Below are 18,769 nucleotides of genomic sequence, written 5' to 3'. Positions count from 1 at the left end.
TCTCCTCACGTTTGGAAGAATTTTGATTAAGAGGGAAAAACCGTTTCCAGGTTCTAATAAAATGAAGGTGAGGTCAAGAGACTTCAGGAAGATTTAGTATTATATTATATTTTATTTTAGGAAGAGTAAGGTCCTGAAAGTCTGGGACTGAAGGAGGCGCTGTTATAGGAGACCTCACGCAGCGGGAAGAAAAAGAAAATGTGAATCTAGAGCATGAAAACATCTCGCATAATAGTCTGTACTAATTGCGCCCTTTCAGGGCTTGATATGGTGAGGGTTCATTTTTCGAGGGGCTGCACCCCTCGCTGATGTATGACGCCCTTTCAGGGCTTGAGAGGAGCGGTATTTGAAAACATGCTCAGTAGGAAGCTAATTTATTTTCCCAGGACGTTAGATGCTGAAACAAGTCCAGCATGACGGGGGGAGGTTTCGCTAGATTTGGGTGACCTTCCTCGCCACCGTCACCCTGAGACCTGCGGTAAAAAAATTACCTAGCGTAGGAGATTGACGTTTAGGAATTTGAAATCCTAAAAGAGCTATTAAAATTTTATTTTTAATGTACTGATTTACAGATTTTTACAAAACACGTCAATGGTAAATTTTTCCAGGGTCTAACGTGAAAGGAGGCTTTGGTGGAGAATTGGGCAAAGAAGGGATGCTAAGGCAACGCTTTTGTTTTATCGGGAGCGGTATTTCAGAACAGGTGCAGTATGAAGATAAATCTCCTGAATAGGACGCCAGATGCTGAAACAAGTCCAGCATGACATGGCTAGTTTATTTTAATTATGTATTTCTAAATATACAAAAACCAAAAGCTCCTTCCCTTTTTTCAAGGGAAGGTGGATTGAGCGGCTAAAATTATTTTATTAAGCAAATCATCCTACCGCTCAAGACGGAAGGGTTCTGGGGGAGTAGGAGTAGAGTTATACCGTAATTTTTATTGGTAGTAGAAACGGGCTTAAGTGGCAACAGCAGGTGAAAGCGGTGGTACTCCCCCAGACACCAGATGCTGAAACAAGTCCAGCATGACGTGGCTAGTTTGTTGGTGCCTAAAAACAAGAAGTTTTTTACTCCCCCTTTGGGGGCTGGGGGATTTTAACTTCTCAAGTTGTTTCATGACCTCTTCAGCTTCAAAGGCTTTTTGATCGCTTAATTTCCTGTTGCTGGTGGAGAGGTCAAAGGACTCCTTTTGCAGCTGCTGGTACTTCTCCTGTAATTTTTCCTTTTCTGTTTTCTTTTTGAATAATCCGAACATAGTCTTGTAGTTTTAAAGTGAATGAATTTTTCTACAAGATACAGAATGTTTAATGAATCGGTGTAATAATTAAACAAAATTAATTATTGCTGAAGGTATTTTTTTCATCTCTGCTTAAAGATTTCTGTTTTGCAGTCTCTGCATGACGTTTCGTGGATTAGAAAAAATCTGGGTTTCAGAGTGTATTTTGGAATTTGGATTTTGTTGCTTGGAATTTGGAATTAGGTGCCTGGAATCATTGTTGTCCGGAAAAAGAGTCTGGACCGCTCCGCTGCTAGAATATAGAACCTAGACTAAAATCTGAGCGCCTGGAAAATAGTTTCTTACATTCTGCTAAATAACTTGAAATTCCCTAAACTATTTAAATCCAAAACTACCCCCTGGTCGAGGTTGATATGTCCTTTGACTATATATAGAAAGGGTTAATAGAAATTTTACATATTTTAATCGGACAACATTGGCCTGGAATTTGGAATTTCCCTGATTGTGAGTTAGAACAAACACCTTAAAAGTCTATATTCTATAAGCGATACCGGTCTAGCCTCTATTTTTATAAAATGTGTTAAAATATCAATCCTTTACCGCTAAACTTTCTTTAAATAATCGGCTGAAAAAAATGCATCTCCTAACTTGCTGTTGAATTTCAAATGTAAACAGACATGAAAAGGACAATTTTATTATTTTCCGCAGCATTCATCTTTTTAACCGGGCTCCAGTCCTGTAAAGACGAAAACAGGGATTCCAGGAGTTTGGATAATGATGCTACAGAAAAGGTCATGGGCGACCGGGAAACCAAAGAACTGGAAGATACAGATGTGGTAGCTTCCGGCACCTATACCGGCACGGCCAGGATAGTGGATCGCGAACAGAACGAGATCTACCTCGACCTGGATGATAACAGGACCCTTGAATTATACACTTCCAACGACACTCAATTTATGCGAAACGGGGAGCAGGTGGATTTTGACGCCCTCCAGCAGGGACAACGGCTTGAAGTGGAAGTGGAGAGAGAGGGAGAATCTTTAAAACCCAAAATGGTACGGATTTTACATTCGCAGTAAATATTTTTATATACAGTAAATAAAAAAGCGGGAGGCAATTTTTAACCTCCCGCCTTTTTTGGCTTTTACAATGCTGTCTATCGTTTTGCCATCCTGGCGCAGTTTTTCTTTTTTTAAGTTTTTATTTATATCACTAAGCCTCCTGCCGAAAATCTCCAACTGACGAATGATCCGAATTAATTCCTGAACAGTGGAAACTGAGGATTTCTCATCACCTCTGCTGACAGCAATGCGAAAAAATTGTACGCACAATATTTTGTACATATATTTGTACTATATAAAATCCGATATTATGCAAATAACAACTGTTTCCGATTTTAGAAAGGATATGAAAACTTATTTAGACAGGGTTGTGAAAAACTTTGAAACTCTGATTATAAATCGAGGTAAGGATTCTGGAATTGTCGTGATGTCGCTACAGGAATACAATTCCTTAATGGCAACAAATCACGAATTGTCCTCCCGAAAGAATGAGTTACGACTGGATTCTGCAATTAATAAACTAAAAAACGGAAAGACTTTCAACAAGGACTTAATCGATAATTAGATGATGGCTATTTCGGAGTGACCGTGCCACTGATTTCGGTTCAAACAGTGCCACTTTGAAAGATACTGCAATTATATAAAAAATTAATGTTACTCGTTTTTTAAAACTCCTTTTCTTAATGATTCTCCTTTGAGATCTATCCTGTGAGATGAGTTTACAATTCTGTCCAGGATCGCATCAGCAATAGTTCCTTCTCCAATAATATCGTACCATGCAGATACCGGTATTTGAGAGGATAGTATAGTAGATGTTTTATTGTAGCGGTCATCTATAATATCCATTAAGGTCTCTCTTGCGTGATTATCGAAGGCCTGAAGTCCAAAGTCATCAAGGATGAGTAGATCTGCTTTAAGAAGTTTATTGAGTTCTTTAAGATAGGTTCCATCAACTTTACAAAGTTTAAATTTTTTAAAAAGGCGGGCTGTATTTGAGTATACAGTTTTATACCCCATAAGGCAAGCCTGGTGGCCTAAAGCCTGGGCTAAATAGCTTTTACCAACACCGGAGGCACCGGTGAGAATAACATTTTCTCTTCTGCTTATAAAGTCCAAGGATCCCAGGCGTACAAACATATTCTTATCCAGATTACGACTGGAGGTGTAGTTCACTTCAGCAAGACTTGCTTTCTGCCTAAAGTTTGCTTGTTTAAAAAGACGGTCAATCTTTCGGTTCTCGCGATCCTCCCATTCGTGGTCTGCCAGTAGTGCCAGGTATTCATCGGCAGTAATATCGTTTAGTTGATTGTTGTTCACGTACTGATGATGTAGCTGGGCCATAGCACCCAATCGCATTTGTTTTAATTTTTCAATAGTTTGATTGTTATTCATATTTCTGATTTAAATGAGTTTTACTTGTAAGCAGCAGCACCCCTAATGTTTTGATGGGATGGAATATGGGTCTTATCTTCTTCAAGGTCCTGGTAAAAGAGGGAGCTTTGGTCGAGGTTGTTTTCTAATATCTTTTTGATCCGCTTGTATGAAGCCGCATCTGCCTGCAAAGCTCTTTTACACGCATTGTCAAGCCTCTGGGAACTGTAGGACTTGTGAAGCATGATAAGCCCCATCACCCGTTTGTAACCTGTTTCAGGATAGTCACTGTCAGCAAGGATCTTTTCTACACAGCTCACTACGTTAGCCCCATGCGCAGCGGCTTTGTTTTTAAAGTATTCAGGACTCCAGGAGGTATATCCTTTATGGGTGCTACTTAAGTGTTCTGTATTTGTGGTGTAGGTTCCCTTAACAGGATTTCGCTGATGCAGGGCAATTCGAACGTGGTTATAATAAACCTCTACCACACTTTTTGTATAATGGATCAGAGTCTTTTTGCCGATGTATCGGTAAGGAACGCTATAATAACTTTTATCTGGAGAGAAGTATACATATCCCATCTTCTGAACCTTTGCACGTTTATAATCCTTGATCTCATAGGCAGATGTAGGCAAGGGTTTTAGGTATTCCCGCTCTATGGATTGAAAGAGTTCCCTGCGGCTGGCTTCCTTTCGCTGGAACAGTAAATTATTATAGGTAACAAGCAGGCGTTTTATCTCCCGGTTTAGATCTTTTAAGGAGAAGAAGGTCATCTCCCGCAAGGGATAATAAATCCGTTGATAGACCAGGTGGACTGCATTCTCCACCAGAGCTTTATCCTGTGGAGCATAGCTGCGGGTGGGATTGATCACACAGTTATAATGGCGGGCAAAGTCTTTAAAGCTTCGGTTGATCTCCGGCTCATATTTACTTGCCCTGGTCACTGCAGATTTTAAGTTATCTGATACAATGGCTTTAGGCACACCTCCATAAAAATGTAATGCATTACCGCAAGAAGTGATAAGATCCTCCCGTTTCTGGCTTTGACTAGCCTCTACGTAAGTATACTGGCTGTTAGGAAGGATAGCAATAAATACTTCTACGGGAATAAGTTCTCCAGTGTCTTTATCAACGATATGCAGTTTTTTGCCCGTATAATCAATGTACATCTCATTACCTGCTTCGTGCTCAAGTTTCATAGAACCTTTGACCTTAGCATATTTACGCCGGTAATGCTCCATAAACTGCGTGTAGCTATAAGGCTGGGAAGCATGTTGTGCATATTCCTGATAATGGTATAAAAACGTAAAACCAGGATGATTCCGGGCCTTATTGACCCCTTCAAAGTAGAGCATCAGTTCATCATGCCGCTCATTATCAATAGTGGTATGTGAAGGAAAAAGCGCATCCAGGCGTGCATTATCAAAGGATAGTAGTTCTTTAAAAGAATAGTCACTGGCCTTAAAAAGCTTCATGTAGCTGTTGACAGTGTTTCGGGAGATGCCCAGAGTAGCACCGATTTTACGGTTACTAAAACCATCCAGTTTTAAGGTAATAATTTGTTTTAAGTCCATCGGATCAAGGGTGTTGGCCATATCTTATTACATTTTTTGCAACAAGATATTACTTGATCTTCCAAAGTGGCACAAAACGAACCGATACGACTGGCACAAAACGAACCGTTATGGTTCCTTGAATTCCGGAAGTGGCACAAATCAAACCGAAATGACTGGCACAATTTGAACCGTTATGATTTTCATTGCTGCCAAAAAGTGGCACAAATCAAACCGAAATGCCTGGCACTAACCGACCGAAATCACTGGCACAATTCGAACCGAAATAGCCAGATGAAGTATATATTTGTTGACGAGTCCTGGGAGGATTATTTATACTGGCAAAAAACGGATAAGAAAAAACTAAAGAAAATTAACGAACTTCTAAAAGACATTGCTCGCCACCCTTTTGATGGACCTGGAAAACCGGAACCTTTAAAACATAAATACGCCGGATTTTGGTCAAGACGAATTGATAGTGAACACAGATTGATCTATCAATATAAAGAAGAAGAAATTTTAATCGCGAAATGCAGATTTCATTATGATTAGCAAAGTACTGCTGTCAATGGGGTAAAAGGATTCTCGTCAGCTCGAGCCAGGACACGAGGGAGTTTGGAACTACCAACCTGTTCTCGATTCATTTTTTCCTTCCGCTATCGCTGCAGTAAAAAACACTCGAACTGACGTGCAGTGGTTTTTTAAATAATTATCTTCTAAATATCATCAGCCCTCGTTGGCTGAGGTCGTCGTCACGGATTGCAAATCCGCGCCAACGGGTTCGCTTTTTTCAACTACAACCGACAACTGACAACTGACAACCGACAACCGACAACAGACAACAGACAACAGACAACCCACAACCTACAACCCACAACCCACAACCCACAACCCACAACCCACAACCCACAACCTACAACCTACAACCTACAACCTACAACCTACAACCGACAACCGACAACCAACAACCCCTCACGCCTCCAAAGGCCAATCCCCATACTGCCCCTCGGCCTGTTCGATCACCTCTTTCAGTAAATTGTCCAGTTCAGAAAATGGCACTTTGCCGCGTAATTCTTTTTTAACAGCTAAGCGAATGGCGGCTCTCGCGTCTTCTTTTTTGGTCCAGTCGAGCTGGAGGTTTTTCTTTACCGAATCTACTACTTTGTGGACCAGATCCTGGATGGGGCCGGTTTGGTTAAGTAGCTTTTCGTTGGCTGATAAAAGGTCATAAAAAGCAAGCTCGTCCTCGGTTAAACCGAGTTGTTTTGTCCTGATGTCATCCTGCTGAAATTCATTGGCAATATCCAGCAGGTGCTTGATGGCGGCGATGGAATCCAATGAATTCCGGTGGTAGTTGCTCAGCACTTTTTCCAGCTCGTCTTTCAGCTTGCGCATCCGGCGGATGTTTTTTGGCATTCGCACCCGTATCTCGTCATTGATGATCCTGCGCAGCAATTCTACTTTGATGTTCTCGTCGCCTTTTTCCTTTACAATGGCCTGAAACCTGTCGTCTACTATGGAAATATCGATCTTATCCAGATTGTACATTTTTGCCAGGTCTACAATCTCCTGCGATTCCAGGGATTTGCTTATCAGGTCTTTTATCTTTTCATTCTTTTCCCTGCGCGGACCGGGAGGGAACTTGATCTTTCTTATGAGTTGCCTTATCTTCTGAATGATCGCCAGCTCTTCCTGTATCTCCCAAATTCGCTTATCTGAACTGGTCATTGCCACCAGTTCTGCCAGCTTCCGCTCTTCGAGCAAAAAGGCATCGGTCACAGGATCAGATTTCAGAAGATTGTTCACCACTCCGCTGGACCATTTCATCTTGTCCATATCGGTCATTGCATTGAGACCTTCCGCAGAAAATTCACCTATCAGATCCTTCACTTTCTCAAACTGCCTCAGGCAAAGTTTCACCGCTACTTCAAGATCCAGCGTGGGTTTTCCTTCCCCACCGCCGGCGGTGTATTTTTTGGTGGCTTCGGCCAAAAAACCGGAAATGCCTATAAAATCCACTACGAGTCCGTTGGGCTTGTCTTTAAAGACTCTGTTCACCCTCGCTATGGCCTGCATCAGGTTATGGCCTTTCATTATCTTATCTACATACATCGTATGGGCGCAGGGGGCATCAAATCCCGTGAGCCACATATCGCGAACGATCACAATTTGTAACGGGTCCTCAGGCGTGCGGAAACGTTTTTTTATGGCTTCCATCGCATCTTTGGTTCGTATATGAGGATTCCAGGCCGGCGGATCTTTGCTAATGTTTCCGGTCATTATCACGACTATTTCAGGGCAAGCTTCCAGCGCGGTGAGGGCATTATACATTTTTACGCAGTTCTTTCGGCTCATACAAACGATCATCGCTTTGCCTTCCAGGCTTTCTGTCCTGGCCTTAAAATGGGTGAGGATGTCTTTGGCAACCCTTTCCACGCGGTCAGCAGCCCCGGCGGCATCTTCTATCGCGGCCCAAACGGCATTGTTCTCCTCGTCCTCATCTTCTTCCATTTCATCCAGCTCCTTATCATATTTGGCTTTGATGTTGAGCGGAACCATTTTTGGCTCGTAATAAATGGGCACCGTGGCACCGTCTTCCACGGCCTGTTTGATATCGTAGGTGTGAATGGTGGGGCCAAAAACCTGTTGGGTATCGGCATCTTTGCCATCTACGGGAGTTCCGGTGAAGCCTATAAAGGAGGCATTGGGCAGGGCGCGCCTTATGTTCTGCGCAAAGCCGCCGCTATGGAACCCGTACTGGGTGCGGTGGGCTTCATCTGCCATCACGATAAGGTTGAAACGTTCAGAAAGTACAGGGTGGGAGAGCTCTTTTCCCGAAGCCAGTTCTTTTAACCGAAATTTCTCAATGGTGGTAAAGATCACCCCGCCGCCATCGGTGCTCAGCAGGGCCCGCAGCTCATCTGTGGTGTCGGCGTGTTGTACGTGGCCTACCAGGTCTTTGCACAGCACAAAATTCTCATAGAGTTGCTGGTCCAGGTCATTGCGGTCTACCTGGATGAGGATGGTGGGATTTTTCATTTCGGGCATTTGCCTTAGGATCCCGGTAAGGATGGCCATCGAAATGCTTTTGCCAGATCCCTGCGTGTGCCAGATCACCCCCAGACGGCCGTCACCCGCGGGTTTTATATTTTCTACCGCAGAGTCCACCGCTTTTTTGATGCCCCAGTACTGGTGATATTTTGCGCCTTTCTTGATTATTTTCCCGTTGTGGTCTTCGTGGAAAATGAAGTTTTGCAGGTAATTTAATAAGGTTTTCTTCGGAAATAATCCCTTCAGCAAGGTTTCCAGCTGAAGTTCCTGTTGCTGCTGAAGGTCATCCCCGTGTACACTTTTCCACGGAGCAAACCACTTTAGGGAGGAGTTGTACATCCCGTGCAGGGTTTCCAGCCCATCTGAAACTACCGTGATGGCATTGTAATCAAACAGCTGTGGAATATCCTGAAAGTAATGCCCAATTTGCCGATGCGCGTTTTCCACACCCACCTCGGGATCAAACATATTCTTGAATTCAAAAACAATGAGCGGAAGTCCGTTGATGAAGATGAGCAGATCTGTGCGCCGGCTGTTCTTGCCAACGATCTTCACTTCATCTGCACACACAAAAGTATTTTTCTCAGGTTCCTTGTAATTGATAGGGTAGAGGTGCCGGGCCTGTTCTTTGCCCGAAGCATCTTTCCAGGTAATGGAAATCCCCTGGGTCATTTTAAGATGAAAATCGCGGTTGCGGTGATCGAGATCCATTCCCTGGTGCTGCGTAAAAGCAGCCAGGGCTTCGTTAATGGCGGTTGCCGGAACGTCGGGATAGGAACTGACTAAAAATTCCCGTAGATCCTCCTCCAAAACCACCTTTTTGAGATCCCGCTGCAGGGAATTGCCAACTTTATAAGTGTACCCCAACTCCTGAAGGCACTCTATGGCAGCCTTTTGCACCGTGATCTCGATCATTTGTGTCATAAGACTTCTGTTAAGGTTTTCTCCACGTCTTTCACGCGGACTTCCCCGCTGATGAGTTTTGGCAATAAGGTGTCGCGGAGTTGGGTGAGGGTTTGGTTTTCTTCTTGATTTTGAAGAATTTTACTGAAAATAGATGTAGTCATTTCTGAAAATTTCTGAAGAGTTTCCTCATCAGGTTTAAGAATTTCAATATTTGAAAAGGTAGAGGTATTCATATTTAATGTTGCTGAACCACCACTCGCTTCATTTAGAAACCTTTCCTTTAATGAAATCATTGTTAAATATAAGTAATACCGATAAATTGTTTTCTCCGGAATTATGGAATTGATTTGTTGATTTGTATGTGACGGAAATGCATTAATGGTAACTAATCCTACGGTTGCAATACAACTAACATTAATACAACCCGAAGGCAATAATTTCTTTGCTTGAATTTGATTTCCTTTTTCAGATACTTTTTCTAATGTTTCAGTAAGAAATACATTACCGTGCATTTCAGGTATTTTTATAAAAGGGTAACCACCAATTTGAGTAAAGTTATCAGGATCTTTTTTAGATGGAGTTTTACCGCAGACAATTTTGCCAAATGCACTTATGGATTTCACCTCCCATCCCTTCGGAATTTCCCCCAATTCAGTAGCTACAAATTCCCCATCCTGAAACGGCCCAAAATCAACAAACCAGTGTTTGTATAAAGCCATAGCCATTTCTTCCAGGGTTTTGTTCATCTGGAGGTTGAGCTCGATCTTGTCTTGAATAGCTTTAAGAATGGAAACGATCTTATGCTGTTCCTCTATCTTTGGAAGTTTAATTTCCATTTTCTTAGCAGAACCAACATTAAAATGCTGTTGGACTGCTCCTACTAATTCCGAACTAATATAATTTCTGGCTATTGAGTTAAAGTAAAAACTTAGGAAGTGAGGATCTATTTTAGATTTATTAGGTGTTGCAATTACCAAATCAGAACAATTTAACTGAGGTATTCCTTCGGGTATTACACAAGCGGTACCAGGATTCCCGGTTCGCACGATAGCAACGTCATCTTTTTTTAAACTTGACTTCCTTATTTTCTCGTGAAATTTGGGAGAAATATATTTTAGGTTACCATAATCCAAACAAAATGGTTTGATATTTTGACTCCTCAGCATAGGGATGCCATTTTCAACATATTCCTGAGCCATTGATCCAACGAAGCCAACTGTAACTCTTGTTGTAAGATCTTCTAATTTATATGTTTTCCAGTTTTCTGGCATTAGTTATTGATTATAATTAGTAGTCAAAAATGCCATTTTTGACAGGTATTTAGCAGTTTATATTTTTCATTGTTGCCAAGCATTCTCACCTCATTTGTAAATTGAAACTAATACTTTTTCTATTTTCAGTTTTTGCCAGTTACCATTTCTAAAATCAGGTCTTGATCTGATGTTTCCTAATAAATGGGAGCTTTCGTTAAATCTATTGGCATTCCAGACTTTTTGCCTGGTTCTCCCATCTTTGTAGAAGATCGTAATATAGGCAGTTTTAGAGGACAGCAATCTTTCTTTAAATTCCTTTTCTGAAGGCGGATTTAATTGAATAGGTAAAATGTCATTTGAGTAAATTTCTCCTGAATAATTGTTGTTTTTAAATGCCCTTTCCTTTTCGGGAATTTGGGAATTTTTTTCGGAGATTTCGAGCCTAATGTTTTCTATAACTTTAGAGACCAAATTAATATCATATTCTGTCGATAGTTTCTTAATTATAAGATCCCACACAACTTCTTTAAAATCATTCGATAATATTTCTTTTTTTATCTCCTTTTCTGTTTCTCTTTCATTGATCTTCTTGAATGACCTTTTAGCAAAATCATACAATTCATTTTTATTGAAAGATTCTTTTGAAAACAGATCTACAAAATGTTTTCCTTTTTCGTTGTCACGTTTAAATTCAATATTTTCAATTAAAGTCGCATTTTCATTTATGTTTAGATTGCCGTCATAGAAGATTTGAATTTGTGGTCCGATTAAAATTCCAAAATCCAATTTGAATTGGCGCATATAAGTTGATAACTGCGTTTGATTTTGACTACTTAATGGAACCTTGGGCCTTTTGATTTCTACTACAAATAATTTTTCCCCTGTTTCACTTTGTTTTACTACGAAGTCCGGTCTTAGACTATTTTTAGTCGATCCTAATTGATAATTGGGTCTAATTTCAAAATCTCCAGAAAATTCATCCCAACCTAAGATTTCTAAACCTTTTTCTACAATTGGTTCAAACTCATTCTCTGGAATGTCTGTTTGAATTTTTTCAGAAAGGTAGTAGCAGAGTTTATTCCAATTTTCCATATTTGTGTTTAGCAGGTTTTTAAAAGGTAGTCAAAAATGACATTTTTGACAGATAATCTGCAATCGTGTTATTTCTTGTAAATAGTTCTTTTACATATTATTTAAGGACGGAGTCTATTATTTCTTCTGGCCAAACGACAAATTTACCATACGCACCTTCTTTTTGTTCTGCACCAAATTCATTTCCTTTTTTGGTATAAAACCAATCATCATCCTTTTTGTACATCAATTTCTTATCAACCAAAATTGAATTCACTTTTCGACTACTAAGTCCGGTTTTCTGAGAAAGCTCTTTAGTAGTTAAATATTTTGATTGCGAAAAATCCGAATTTGGTTTTTTTGTTTGATCTTTTTCATTCTTCTTGTCCTCTGCTTGTTTATCAACTTTTTTAACGGAAACTCTTATTTCTTCGCTAATGGTCAATAATCTTTGTGCTTCTGTATATATGTCATTATAAAGATCGGGGTCGGTATCTTTTGAAACGTAAATTCCCATTTCATCATTATTTTGTTGTGAAAATGAATATAGATTCATTGATGTAACAATAGCTTCACTTTCATTTAAGTAGCATTTGGCGTGTAAAGTTGAACATACACTTGTTCTAACACCGATCTGGCTTTCAAGCCAGTTACTTTCATCTAATTGGAGTTTACTTTCTCTGTAAACAATCCTTATATCCTTTTTTTGAATATTAAGGTTATGAATATGGTCTTTAATCCTGTTGTGGAATTGTAGATATGGACTTATCAATATTAAACGATCAGTCGTGTTTTTAATTAATTCTTCAAGATGATAAGAGACACCGGTCGTGTTCAGAAATTTTGACATATTTATTATATTTTGGTTTTTCCAAATTGTTTACAACAATGAGTTAATTGTATTTCTTCATTCTACAGTATTGGCACGATTACTTCAAATTGTGTTTTAAATGGACATATAGTCCTGTATCTTCCAAAAGATTTTTTAATTCCTTCCTTGAAATTCCCATTTCGTGAAAGATCAGACAAGTATTAATTATTTTAAGTTTTTCTGATATATTAAAAAGACTTAAATACTTCTTCATCAGCTCTGTTTGAAGCGGGTTACTGTGAGTTAAGTCATTTCGATACTTAAGCATTTTAGTCGAAAAAGCAGGAATGCTTTTAATTTTTAATAACCAATTATACGAATATGAAAGGCTTCTAATGGACTCAATATATCTTGTTTTATTGATTGAGTTTTTATGAATAAAATCTCTATGAAATGCTTCTAATGCTCTTGTGAGGTTTAGAAATTTATCTGATTCATATAAAGTTATATCTCTATATACGCTCATATGAGGTATCAATGTTGTTTCTAATTTTTTCTTATTTCTATACCAATTTGAAATAAAACTCTGAAATCGATCTTCTATTCGTTTGTATGGTAAAAGCATATTGGGAGGAAGAATTTGCTTTTCTTCTTTGCGGGAAGTTTTCTTAAGAAGGATTTTACACTTTTGGAGGTTATTTTTCTTCCCAATATTTAGGTAGCCAATTAATTCTTTATAATAAATTGGTCTTTGCGTTGCCAAACTTAAAAAGTTACTAAAATGATTTATATCATCTGATATTTTGTCAAACTGTCTCTTCTTTCCTGTTTTGAAAACTACATAAGCCGTTTGGGAAATTTTAGCTTCTTTTTGAACGAAATTTCGGGACGGTCCGTTTGCACTAAAACTAAAAGCAATATTAAGTTTGCCAACTTGATATTCTATTGTTGATGGGAGAATATATTCTATTCGATAACCATATTTTACCTTAGGAATAGGTTCTATTTTAAAAGCTCTTATGTTAAGCCATTCATCTAAATGAGAATAGCAAACCGAAACCTTATTGAATTGGATGTCTTTTTTAGAATTAAAAAAAACATATAAAAAAATAAAATTGCAGTAGTACTTATCTAAATCAGTTGAACCGTATTTTTTATGTACTATAAATGAATTGTATAATGTTACAATTTTACCATTTTCAAGTTCTCCCCATATTATTTCTTCTTCATCTTCACTGTTATTAAAACTTCCAAAAAGATCGAGATATGTACCTTGGCTTTCGCTATAATTTAATGTTCCGAAAACTTTTGAATCTTTATTAGAGGGTAAATAAAACTCTCCTTTTAGCTGAAATTCATCATTCATTTGTTAAAAAAATTTGTGTGAACGTCCTTTATAAACAGTGTGAGCTCGCTGGCGTGATTATCCGCAGGACAAATCGCAGAGATAGCGTGCACTGTGTTTCGATCCAAAACTGATTAAAAACAAATTATAGGTAATACTTTACTTTGTTTTCACGTATAAAAAGCTCTTATCGGAGCTGTTATATCCGAAATGAGCAACCACTTCTCCGTCTGATGCTGTGGTCAAACATTTTCTATCTCGTGAAGTTCCGTTACTGGTTTTGTGAACTTTCCATCCTCTACTTTTTTTAGTGTATTGTGCATTATAACTGGTATCGCAAAATCTCCCATCCGAAACGATTGTTAACCGGGGGTTTACAAGATTTACGAAATCCTCATTATACCCGGATTCTCTCCCGTGATGTGGAGCAACCAGTATATCTGCATTTTTTATCTTATTCCGAAAATCATCCTTCGCCAATAATTCATCAAAGGAGCATTTTTCATTATCTCCTGGAATAACTATTTTAATATTGGCATATTCTATAACTGTGATAATACTGTGATTATTAAAATTATTGTGATTACAAGAAGAAGGAGTATATGATTTGATTTGAAGTCCCCCCAATTTTCGGGATTTGCTACACTATCACTTGAACCAGCTTCGATAGACTGATTATATCTGTTGTTAATCTCACAATATTTTTCAAATTTCTTTCTATCTCTTTCTATGACACGCTCCATTACTTCCGCATTACTTAAATGTTTGGGCCTTCTTAAGACTTTTGGATTTAGAGCATCAAAATTGAGAATATCATCGATGTGGTCCAGATGTGGATGAGTTATTATAACATAATCCAATTGTTTTACCCCATATTTATCCCTTAGATGTAATAAAGGACTGAAGGCTTCTTTTCCTTTAGAATAATCACCTGTTCCTAAATCAATAACAATATGTCTATTATTAGGTGTTTTAATATAAGTCATATGTCCGTGTTGAACGTCCCAGAATACAACTTCGCAATGTTTTGCCATTATTTTAAATTTTATTGTTTATTTCTCGATGAAATCCTTTTTGCTATATATCCTAATTGTTTTTTATAAGAAAATATGAATAGTATTATTAGTACTATTATCAGTAATATGTAAGATAACATTTGCGAAATACCAATTCGAATAGATAGAATCTCGTATAGTTTAGCCAAAAGCAATAATGTCAGAAAAGAGATTATAGTCCTATACATATTGTTGATCTCGGAAAATAATTCAATTTTTTGATCTTTATCACTTGCAAGAATGAACTCCTGATAATCCGCCAATTTTATGAACTTTATATTTTGTAAAAATTCACTGATAATTAGAGAACCAAAACGACTAATGACCAATCCAATAAAGTAGTACAAAAAAGCACCAATGAAGAAGTCCTCTTGAACTAAATCGTAATTGGTGATTTCTCTTAAAAAAATGACAAATAATATACCTGGCAAAAGGTAATTGAATAGGTTATAAGAGGATATTTTTTCTACAATTTCTTTCATTAATTAGTACGGACTTTAAATTGCGTTCAGTGTATTTTATTCCTTTTCTTTAAAGATGTTATAATAAGGCCACTTTTTTTGTTTCTAAATTATTTTATTAAAATTAGCTTTAATCTTTTCCTTCAATTCTTCCCCTTTTTCAAACTGCTCAAGCAACTGTGCCTTTAGACCCTCCATCTTTTCCCCAAATGGAATTCCGTCATCTTCTTCGGCCTCGGTTCCAACATAAATACCCGGCGTTAATTTATAATCTTGCTTTTGTACGTCCTCCAAAGCCGTCGCTTTACAGAACCCTTCGACATCTTCGTAATTTCCTTCACGGTTTCTCCAGTTGTGGTAAGTTTCTGCAATCTTATTAATATCGTCATCGCTAAAAACCCGCAGTTTTCTGCTGGCCATTGTACCCATCTTTGAGGCATCCAGGAACAGGATCTCGTTGTTGCGTTCGCGGTGGGTGCCGTCATTTCCGTCGCGGTTCTTGCTCAGGATGAAAAGGCAGGCGGGGATCCCGGTGGTGAGGAACAGCTTATCGGGCAGGCGAACAATGGCATCTATCATAGAATTGTCTACCATATGCTGCCGCACGTTTTTCTCTCCCTTGTTGTTGGAGGTCATCGCGCCGTTTGCCATTACAATCCCGGCAGTTCCCGTGTCGCTTAAATGGTGCCAGAAAGTTTGCATCCACATATAATTGGCACTGCCATCTGTAGTGAATTCTTCCTTGGGACCAAATAACCGGGGATCACCATCTGGCAGATCTTCAGGATGCCAGTTGCTCACATTAAATGGCGGATTGGCAATGATATAGTCGGCTTTCAGGTTTGGGAACTTGTCATCAAGCAGGGAATTTCCCAGTTTAATATCAAAAGACAGGTCCCGCAGCATCAGGTTCATAAGACACAACCGTAAAGTTTGCGCGGTCATTTCCTGCCCATAGATCGCGATGTCTTTTTTGTTTCCACCGTGTTCTTTGATGAACTTCAAACTCTGCACAAACATACCGCCACTTCCACAAGCCGGGTCAAAGATGCGGCCTTTGAAAGGCTCCAATATTTCCACCAGCAGCCTTACAATACTTCCGGGCGTAAAGAACTGCCCCGCACCCGAACCTTCAGCCATTGCAAATCGGCCAATATAGTATTCATAGATACGGCCCAGGATATCGCTTTCGGGATTTTCCTTTTCAGAAAATTTAGGGTGGGAGAGGAGGTTGATGATTCCGCCGGTCTGTTTGGGTGATAATTCACTCCGCACAAAGATCCGCGGCAAAATATTCACCAGCTGGGGTTATAGCCCGTCAAAAGTTCCTGGATCACATCAAAGGCATCATCTACCTTCACCTTGATATCATCCTGCTCGGCATTATCCTTCAAATACTGCCAGGAAGCGGTTTCGGGAATTTTAAAAGTATTTCGGGAACGGTATTCATCCCGGTCCTCCAGGACGTAATTGATCTCCTCGGTATCTGTAGTGTAATAATCAGATTGAGGATCATTAAGCTGCTCCTTGAGTTCCTCTCGCACCACCTCATAGCGTTCGCTAAGGTGCTTTACGAAAACAAGGGGAAGGATGTAGTTTTTATAGTTATTCTCAGATACCGCGCCGCGTAACTCGTTCGCCGCATCCCAGAGTTCTTTTTCAAAATCAATGTCTGCTTTTGCCATTAAATGGGGGTAAAATGCTGTTTATGAAAAATCAGGTTCGTGTAGGGAAGAAACTGAGGGGGAAAGTTAGTTAATTTCATTAACATAAAGTAAGATTGATCCCATGTTTTCAAGGGTTTTTAAACACCTTCCCTCAAAGGTAAAAGATTTTTTATGAGGGCTGTTACGGGAAACCGTAAAGGGGAATGGTAAATGGCCTTTTAGTATTGTTATAATATCTAAAAAAAAAAGGAAGGAGATTAAAAAGGCTGCAACGCATACTTCTGAATTTATTACAGCAATTTGTATCCACTAAGTTGCCGGTTCAGCACTTCTGAAAATTTTTAAAATCAGTTTTTTAAAATTAATTGTTCACCTTTCAATTTTTTTGTTAACTTTATGATAATCAATTATTTCCCTACAGATTTTATGAAACAGATCAGGCGCTTGTCTGTAATAGGAGATGGGAGATAATGGTTATTTCTTCTTTTTCTTTTTAAAGAAGCAGGTGTTCAGGACTGGGTTACTTAGAACCAAGTAATATATTATTCTACCATCAAAAGATGGAATACCTGCTGGAAATCCACACCAATAGGTTTATAAAATAAAATGGCAGGGAACCGGTATAAATGACCGGAAGTGGTTCCTGTGAATGGAAGCGTGTTAAAAAAGAGCTGATTTTTCTTTTAGGTAAAAAAGTTCCGGACTGTAAAAATTTCAAAATTGAAGCACCCCTTATGGATTATCACTATACACAAGATAGGGCAGAGGACAGGGATTCTTTTACCCCTGCTTTTCGCTCGCGGCCCAATACGGAATTGATCGTAACCAAACAGGAAACACCCGGATCTTCTAAACGGGTACGGGTTATTCGTATAGACCAGCTTTTTGATTGTCTTGAGAATGATACTGACATTGCCAAACCTGCCGATACTATTTTTATGGTCTCTCACGGTGCAGCTCGGGGATGGCTGGGCCTACACCTGGCAGATGTTGACGATGACAATAAGGATGAGTCCTCAATACTATATGAAACGCTTGAAGCAGCACTCGCAAAAGGACTGGTCAAAATAGGCCCCAATACTGTAGGTCCCAATACGAAAGTGCATCTTGTTGCTTGCAATGTGGGAAGCGACAGGACGATTCCATATTTAGTAAAATTAAAAGAAGTCTTTGGCAATCAGGTTCCAGTGAGCGCTTCCAAACATCTTTACGTTTGTAGGACTATTAATTCTGCTGGACAAATTTTGTATTTAAAATACGATTTTGAGCTATTCGTCAAAGAACCTTTTAAGGGGGCAAACTCTTGGGCTGAGCTCATACAAGCCTTTATGAGCAAAAATTTTGATTTCATTTCCCTTGCTATTGTTTTACCTAGTGAGGAAATATGGAAACAATGGGTTCCAAACCCGATCCCCCTGAAAACGAGAATAGAACTATAAAACAGTGGGTGAACTTTGTTCCACCAATAAAGGATAGAAATGGCAGGGAAATCAATCGGCGTCATTTTTCTGTTGTTTTTAAATCAAAAAGGGACGGTATAGAATTTACTGTAGAAAATATAGATCATGATATGAATGACGATGCCAAAAACCTTCAGAGTGCCGAAAATTTTATTCGAAATAGTGAGAGAAACCTACCTGTACATTCTTTTCCCATTTTTAAAAGGTTAGGGTATTCCAGCCAGCAGGATATGATAGATGGATACACCTGGAAAATCACACCCAATTTTAAAAAGAAGGAAATCAAAGTAGCTTTGAGCAGGTTTGTTTATAATGTTCGGGTACCTGTTTGCGGTTTTGTCGATCCAACTAATAAAAATGCTAATGAACTGATATATAACTATTATCCTTTTGAAAATAATAGCCATGGAATCTTGCTTGAAAACCTCGACCATAACGATACAGATCTTTTTCAAACTGTTTAAATT

15 protein-coding genes and 1 pseudogene are annotated in these 18,769 nt (G+C 39.0%); 5 read left to right on the top strand and 11 right to left on the bottom strand.

The window, feature by feature from the left end:
- Positions 1-1,093 precede the first annotated feature (1,093 nt).
- Positions 1,094-1,255: pseudogene (locus FHG64_RS19500) on the bottom strand (Lacal_2735 family protein); the annotation flags it as partial.
- A 659-nt stretch (positions 1,256-1,914) separates the two neighbouring features.
- On the opposite strand from FHG64_RS19500, the gene FHG64_RS02830 reads away from it, so the two are divergent.
- Positions 1,915-2,316, top strand: coding sequence for a hypothetical protein (locus FHG64_RS02830; RefSeq protein WP_246054254.1), 402 nt, complete (start codon positions 1,915-1,917; stop codon positions 2,314-2,316).
- 292 nt (positions 2,317-2,608) lie between these two features.
- A complete protein-coding gene (locus FHG64_RS02825; RefSeq protein WP_139064982.1) occupies positions 2,609-2,863 on the top strand; it encodes a type II toxin-antitoxin system Phd/YefM family antitoxin in 255 nt (84 codons plus the stop codon).
- 89 nt (positions 2,864-2,952) lie between these two features.
- Here the strand turns inward: FHG64_RS02825 and istB are convergent, their stop codons facing one another.
- Positions 2,953-3,690 carry an IS21-like element helper ATPase IstB gene (istB, locus tag FHG64_RS02820; protein WP_139064981.1) on the bottom strand — a complete coding sequence of 246 codons (738 nt, stop codon included), beginning with the start codon at positions 3,688-3,690 and terminating at the stop codon, positions 2,953-2,955.
- A gap of 20 nt (positions 3,691-3,710) precedes the next feature.
- Positions 3,711-5,264, bottom strand: a complete 1,554-nt coding sequence (gene istA / locus FHG64_RS02815; protein ID WP_139064980.1) for an IS21 family transposase — start codon at positions 5,262-5,264, stop codon at positions 3,711-3,713.
- Between the two features lie 252 nt (positions 5,265-5,516).
- Here istA and FHG64_RS02810 point away from each other — a divergent pair, with 252 nt between their 5' ends.
- Positions 5,517-5,774, top strand: a complete 258-nt coding sequence (locus tag FHG64_RS02810) for a Txe/YoeB family addiction module toxin (protein ID WP_139067877.1) — start codon at positions 5,517-5,519, stop codon at positions 5,772-5,774.
- Between the two features lie 420 nt (positions 5,775-6,194).
- Here the strand turns inward: FHG64_RS02810 and FHG64_RS02805 are convergent, their stop codons facing one another.
- The 8 genes from FHG64_RS02805 to FHG64_RS19495 form a co-directional block, all read right to left on the bottom strand.
- Positions 6,195-9,197: a type I restriction endonuclease subunit R gene (locus FHG64_RS02805; RefSeq protein WP_139064979.1), complete on the bottom strand. Its 3,003-nt coding sequence runs from the start codon at positions 9,195-9,197 to the stop codon at positions 6,195-6,197.
- Positions 9,194-10,450 carry a restriction endonuclease subunit S gene (locus FHG64_RS02800; RefSeq protein WP_139064978.1) on the bottom strand — a complete coding sequence of 419 codons (1,257 nt, stop codon included), beginning with the start codon at positions 10,448-10,450 and terminating at the stop codon, positions 9,194-9,196. Before FHG64_RS02800 ends, FHG64_RS02805 begins: the two co-directional genes overlap by 4 nt.
- A 90-nt stretch (positions 10,451-10,540) precedes the next feature.
- The gene (locus tag FHG64_RS02795; RefSeq protein ID WP_139064977.1) at positions 10,541-11,524 is read right to left on the bottom strand and encodes a type I restriction enzyme HsdR N-terminal domain-containing protein; all 984 of its coding nucleotides are present in this window, start codon (positions 11,522-11,524) and stop codon (positions 10,541-10,543) included.
- Positions 11,525-11,621: 97 nt separating this feature from the next.
- Complete coding sequence (locus tag FHG64_RS02790) at positions 11,622-12,353, bottom strand: phospholipase D family protein (protein ID WP_139064976.1); 732 nt, start codon at positions 12,351-12,353, stop codon at positions 11,622-11,624.
- Between the two features lie 79 nt (positions 12,354-12,432).
- Complete coding sequence (locus tag FHG64_RS02785) at positions 12,433-13,680, bottom strand: ApeA N-terminal domain 1-containing protein (RefSeq protein WP_139064975.1); 1,248 nt, start codon at positions 13,678-13,680, stop codon at positions 12,433-12,435.
- Positions 13,681-14,201: 521 nt separating this feature from the next.
- Positions 14,202-14,693, bottom strand: a complete 492-nt coding sequence (locus FHG64_RS19385) for an MBL fold metallo-hydrolase (RefSeq protein ID WP_218937544.1) — start codon at positions 14,691-14,693, stop codon at positions 14,202-14,204.
- A gap of 587 nt (positions 14,694-15,280) precedes the next feature.
- Complete coding sequence (locus FHG64_RS02770) at positions 15,281-16,474, bottom strand: N-6 DNA methylase (RefSeq protein WP_246054253.1); 1,194 nt, start codon at positions 16,472-16,474, stop codon at positions 15,281-15,283.
- The gene (locus tag FHG64_RS19495; RefSeq protein ID WP_246054252.1) at positions 16,471-16,860 is read right to left on the bottom strand and encodes a type I restriction-modification system subunit M N-terminal domain-containing protein; all 390 of its coding nucleotides are present in this window, start codon (positions 16,858-16,860) and stop codon (positions 16,471-16,473) included. Before FHG64_RS19495 ends, FHG64_RS02770 begins: the two co-directional genes overlap by 4 nt.
- A gap of 716 nt (positions 16,861-17,576) precedes the next feature.
- Here FHG64_RS19495 and FHG64_RS02765 point away from each other — a divergent pair.
- Together FHG64_RS02765 and FHG64_RS02760 are read left to right on the top strand one after the other, a co-directional pair.
- Positions 17,577-18,281, top strand: coding sequence for a hypothetical protein (locus tag FHG64_RS02765; RefSeq protein WP_139064973.1), 705 nt, complete (start codon positions 17,577-17,579; stop codon positions 18,279-18,281).
- A complete protein-coding gene (locus FHG64_RS02760) occupies positions 18,236-18,766 on the top strand; it encodes a hypothetical protein (protein WP_139064972.1) in 531 nt (176 codons plus the stop codon). Before FHG64_RS02765 ends, FHG64_RS02760 begins: the two co-directional genes overlap by 46 nt.
- Positions 18,767-18,769 lie beyond the last annotated feature (3 nt).

Source organism: Antarcticibacterium flavum (assembly GCF_006159205.1).
GTDB lineage: Bacteria > Bacteroidota > Bacteroidia > Flavobacteriales > Flavobacteriaceae > Gillisia > Gillisia flava.
The sequence above is the reverse complement of the archived record's forward strand: the minus strand, read 5'-3'. Positions and strand labels throughout refer to the sequence as shown.

Excerpts from the sequence above, each read along its gene's own strand:
- FHG64_RS19385 (WP_218937544.1), bottom strand. The coding sequence starts at position 14,693 with ATGGCAAAACATTGCGAAGTTGTATTCTGGGACGTTCAACACGGACAT.
- FHG64_RS02760 (WP_139064972.1), top strand. The coding sequence starts at position 18,236 with ATGGGTTCCAAACCCGATCCCCCTGAAAACGAGAATAGAACTATAAAA.
- FHG64_RS02805 (WP_139064979.1), bottom strand. The coding sequence starts at position 9,197 with ATGACACAAATGATCGAGATCACGGTGCAAAAGGCTGCCATAGAGTGC.
- FHG64_RS02810 (WP_139067877.1), top strand. The coding sequence starts at position 5,517 with ATGAAGTATATATTTGTTGACGAGTCCTGGGAGGATTATTTATACTGG.
- FHG64_RS02800 (WP_139064978.1), bottom strand. The coding sequence starts at position 10,450 with ATGCCAGAAAACTGGAAAACATATAAATTAGAAGATCTTACAACAAGA.
- FHG64_RS19495 (WP_246054252.1), bottom strand. The coding sequence starts at position 16,860 with ATGGCAAAAGCAGACATTGATTTTGAAAAAGAACTCTGGGATGCGGCG.
- FHG64_RS02785 (WP_139064975.1), bottom strand. The coding sequence starts at position 13,680 with ATGAATGATGAATTTCAGCTAAAAGGAGAGTTTTATTTACCCTCTAAT.
- FHG64_RS02765 (WP_139064973.1), top strand. The coding sequence starts at position 17,577 with ATGGATTATCACTATACACAAGATAGGGCAGAGGACAGGGATTCTTTT.
- FHG64_RS02795 (WP_139064977.1), bottom strand. The coding sequence starts at position 11,524 with ATGGAAAATTGGAATAAACTCTGCTACTACCTTTCTGAAAAAATTCAA.
- FHG64_RS02830 (WP_246054254.1), top strand. The coding sequence starts at position 1,915 with ATGAAAAGGACAATTTTATTATTTTCCGCAGCATTCATCTTTTTAACC.
- istB (WP_139064981.1), bottom strand. The coding sequence starts at position 3,690 with ATGAATAACAATCAAACTATTGAAAAATTAAAACAAATGCGATTGGGT.
- FHG64_RS02790 (WP_139064976.1), bottom strand. The coding sequence starts at position 12,353 with ATGTCAAAATTTCTGAACACGACCGGTGTCTCTTATCATCTTGAAGAA.
- FHG64_RS02825 (WP_139064982.1), top strand. The coding sequence starts at position 2,609 with ATGCAAATAACAACTGTTTCCGATTTTAGAAAGGATATGAAAACTTAT.
- istA (WP_139064980.1), bottom strand. The coding sequence starts at position 5,264 with ATGGCCAACACCCTTGATCCGATGGACTTAAAACAAATTATTACCTTA.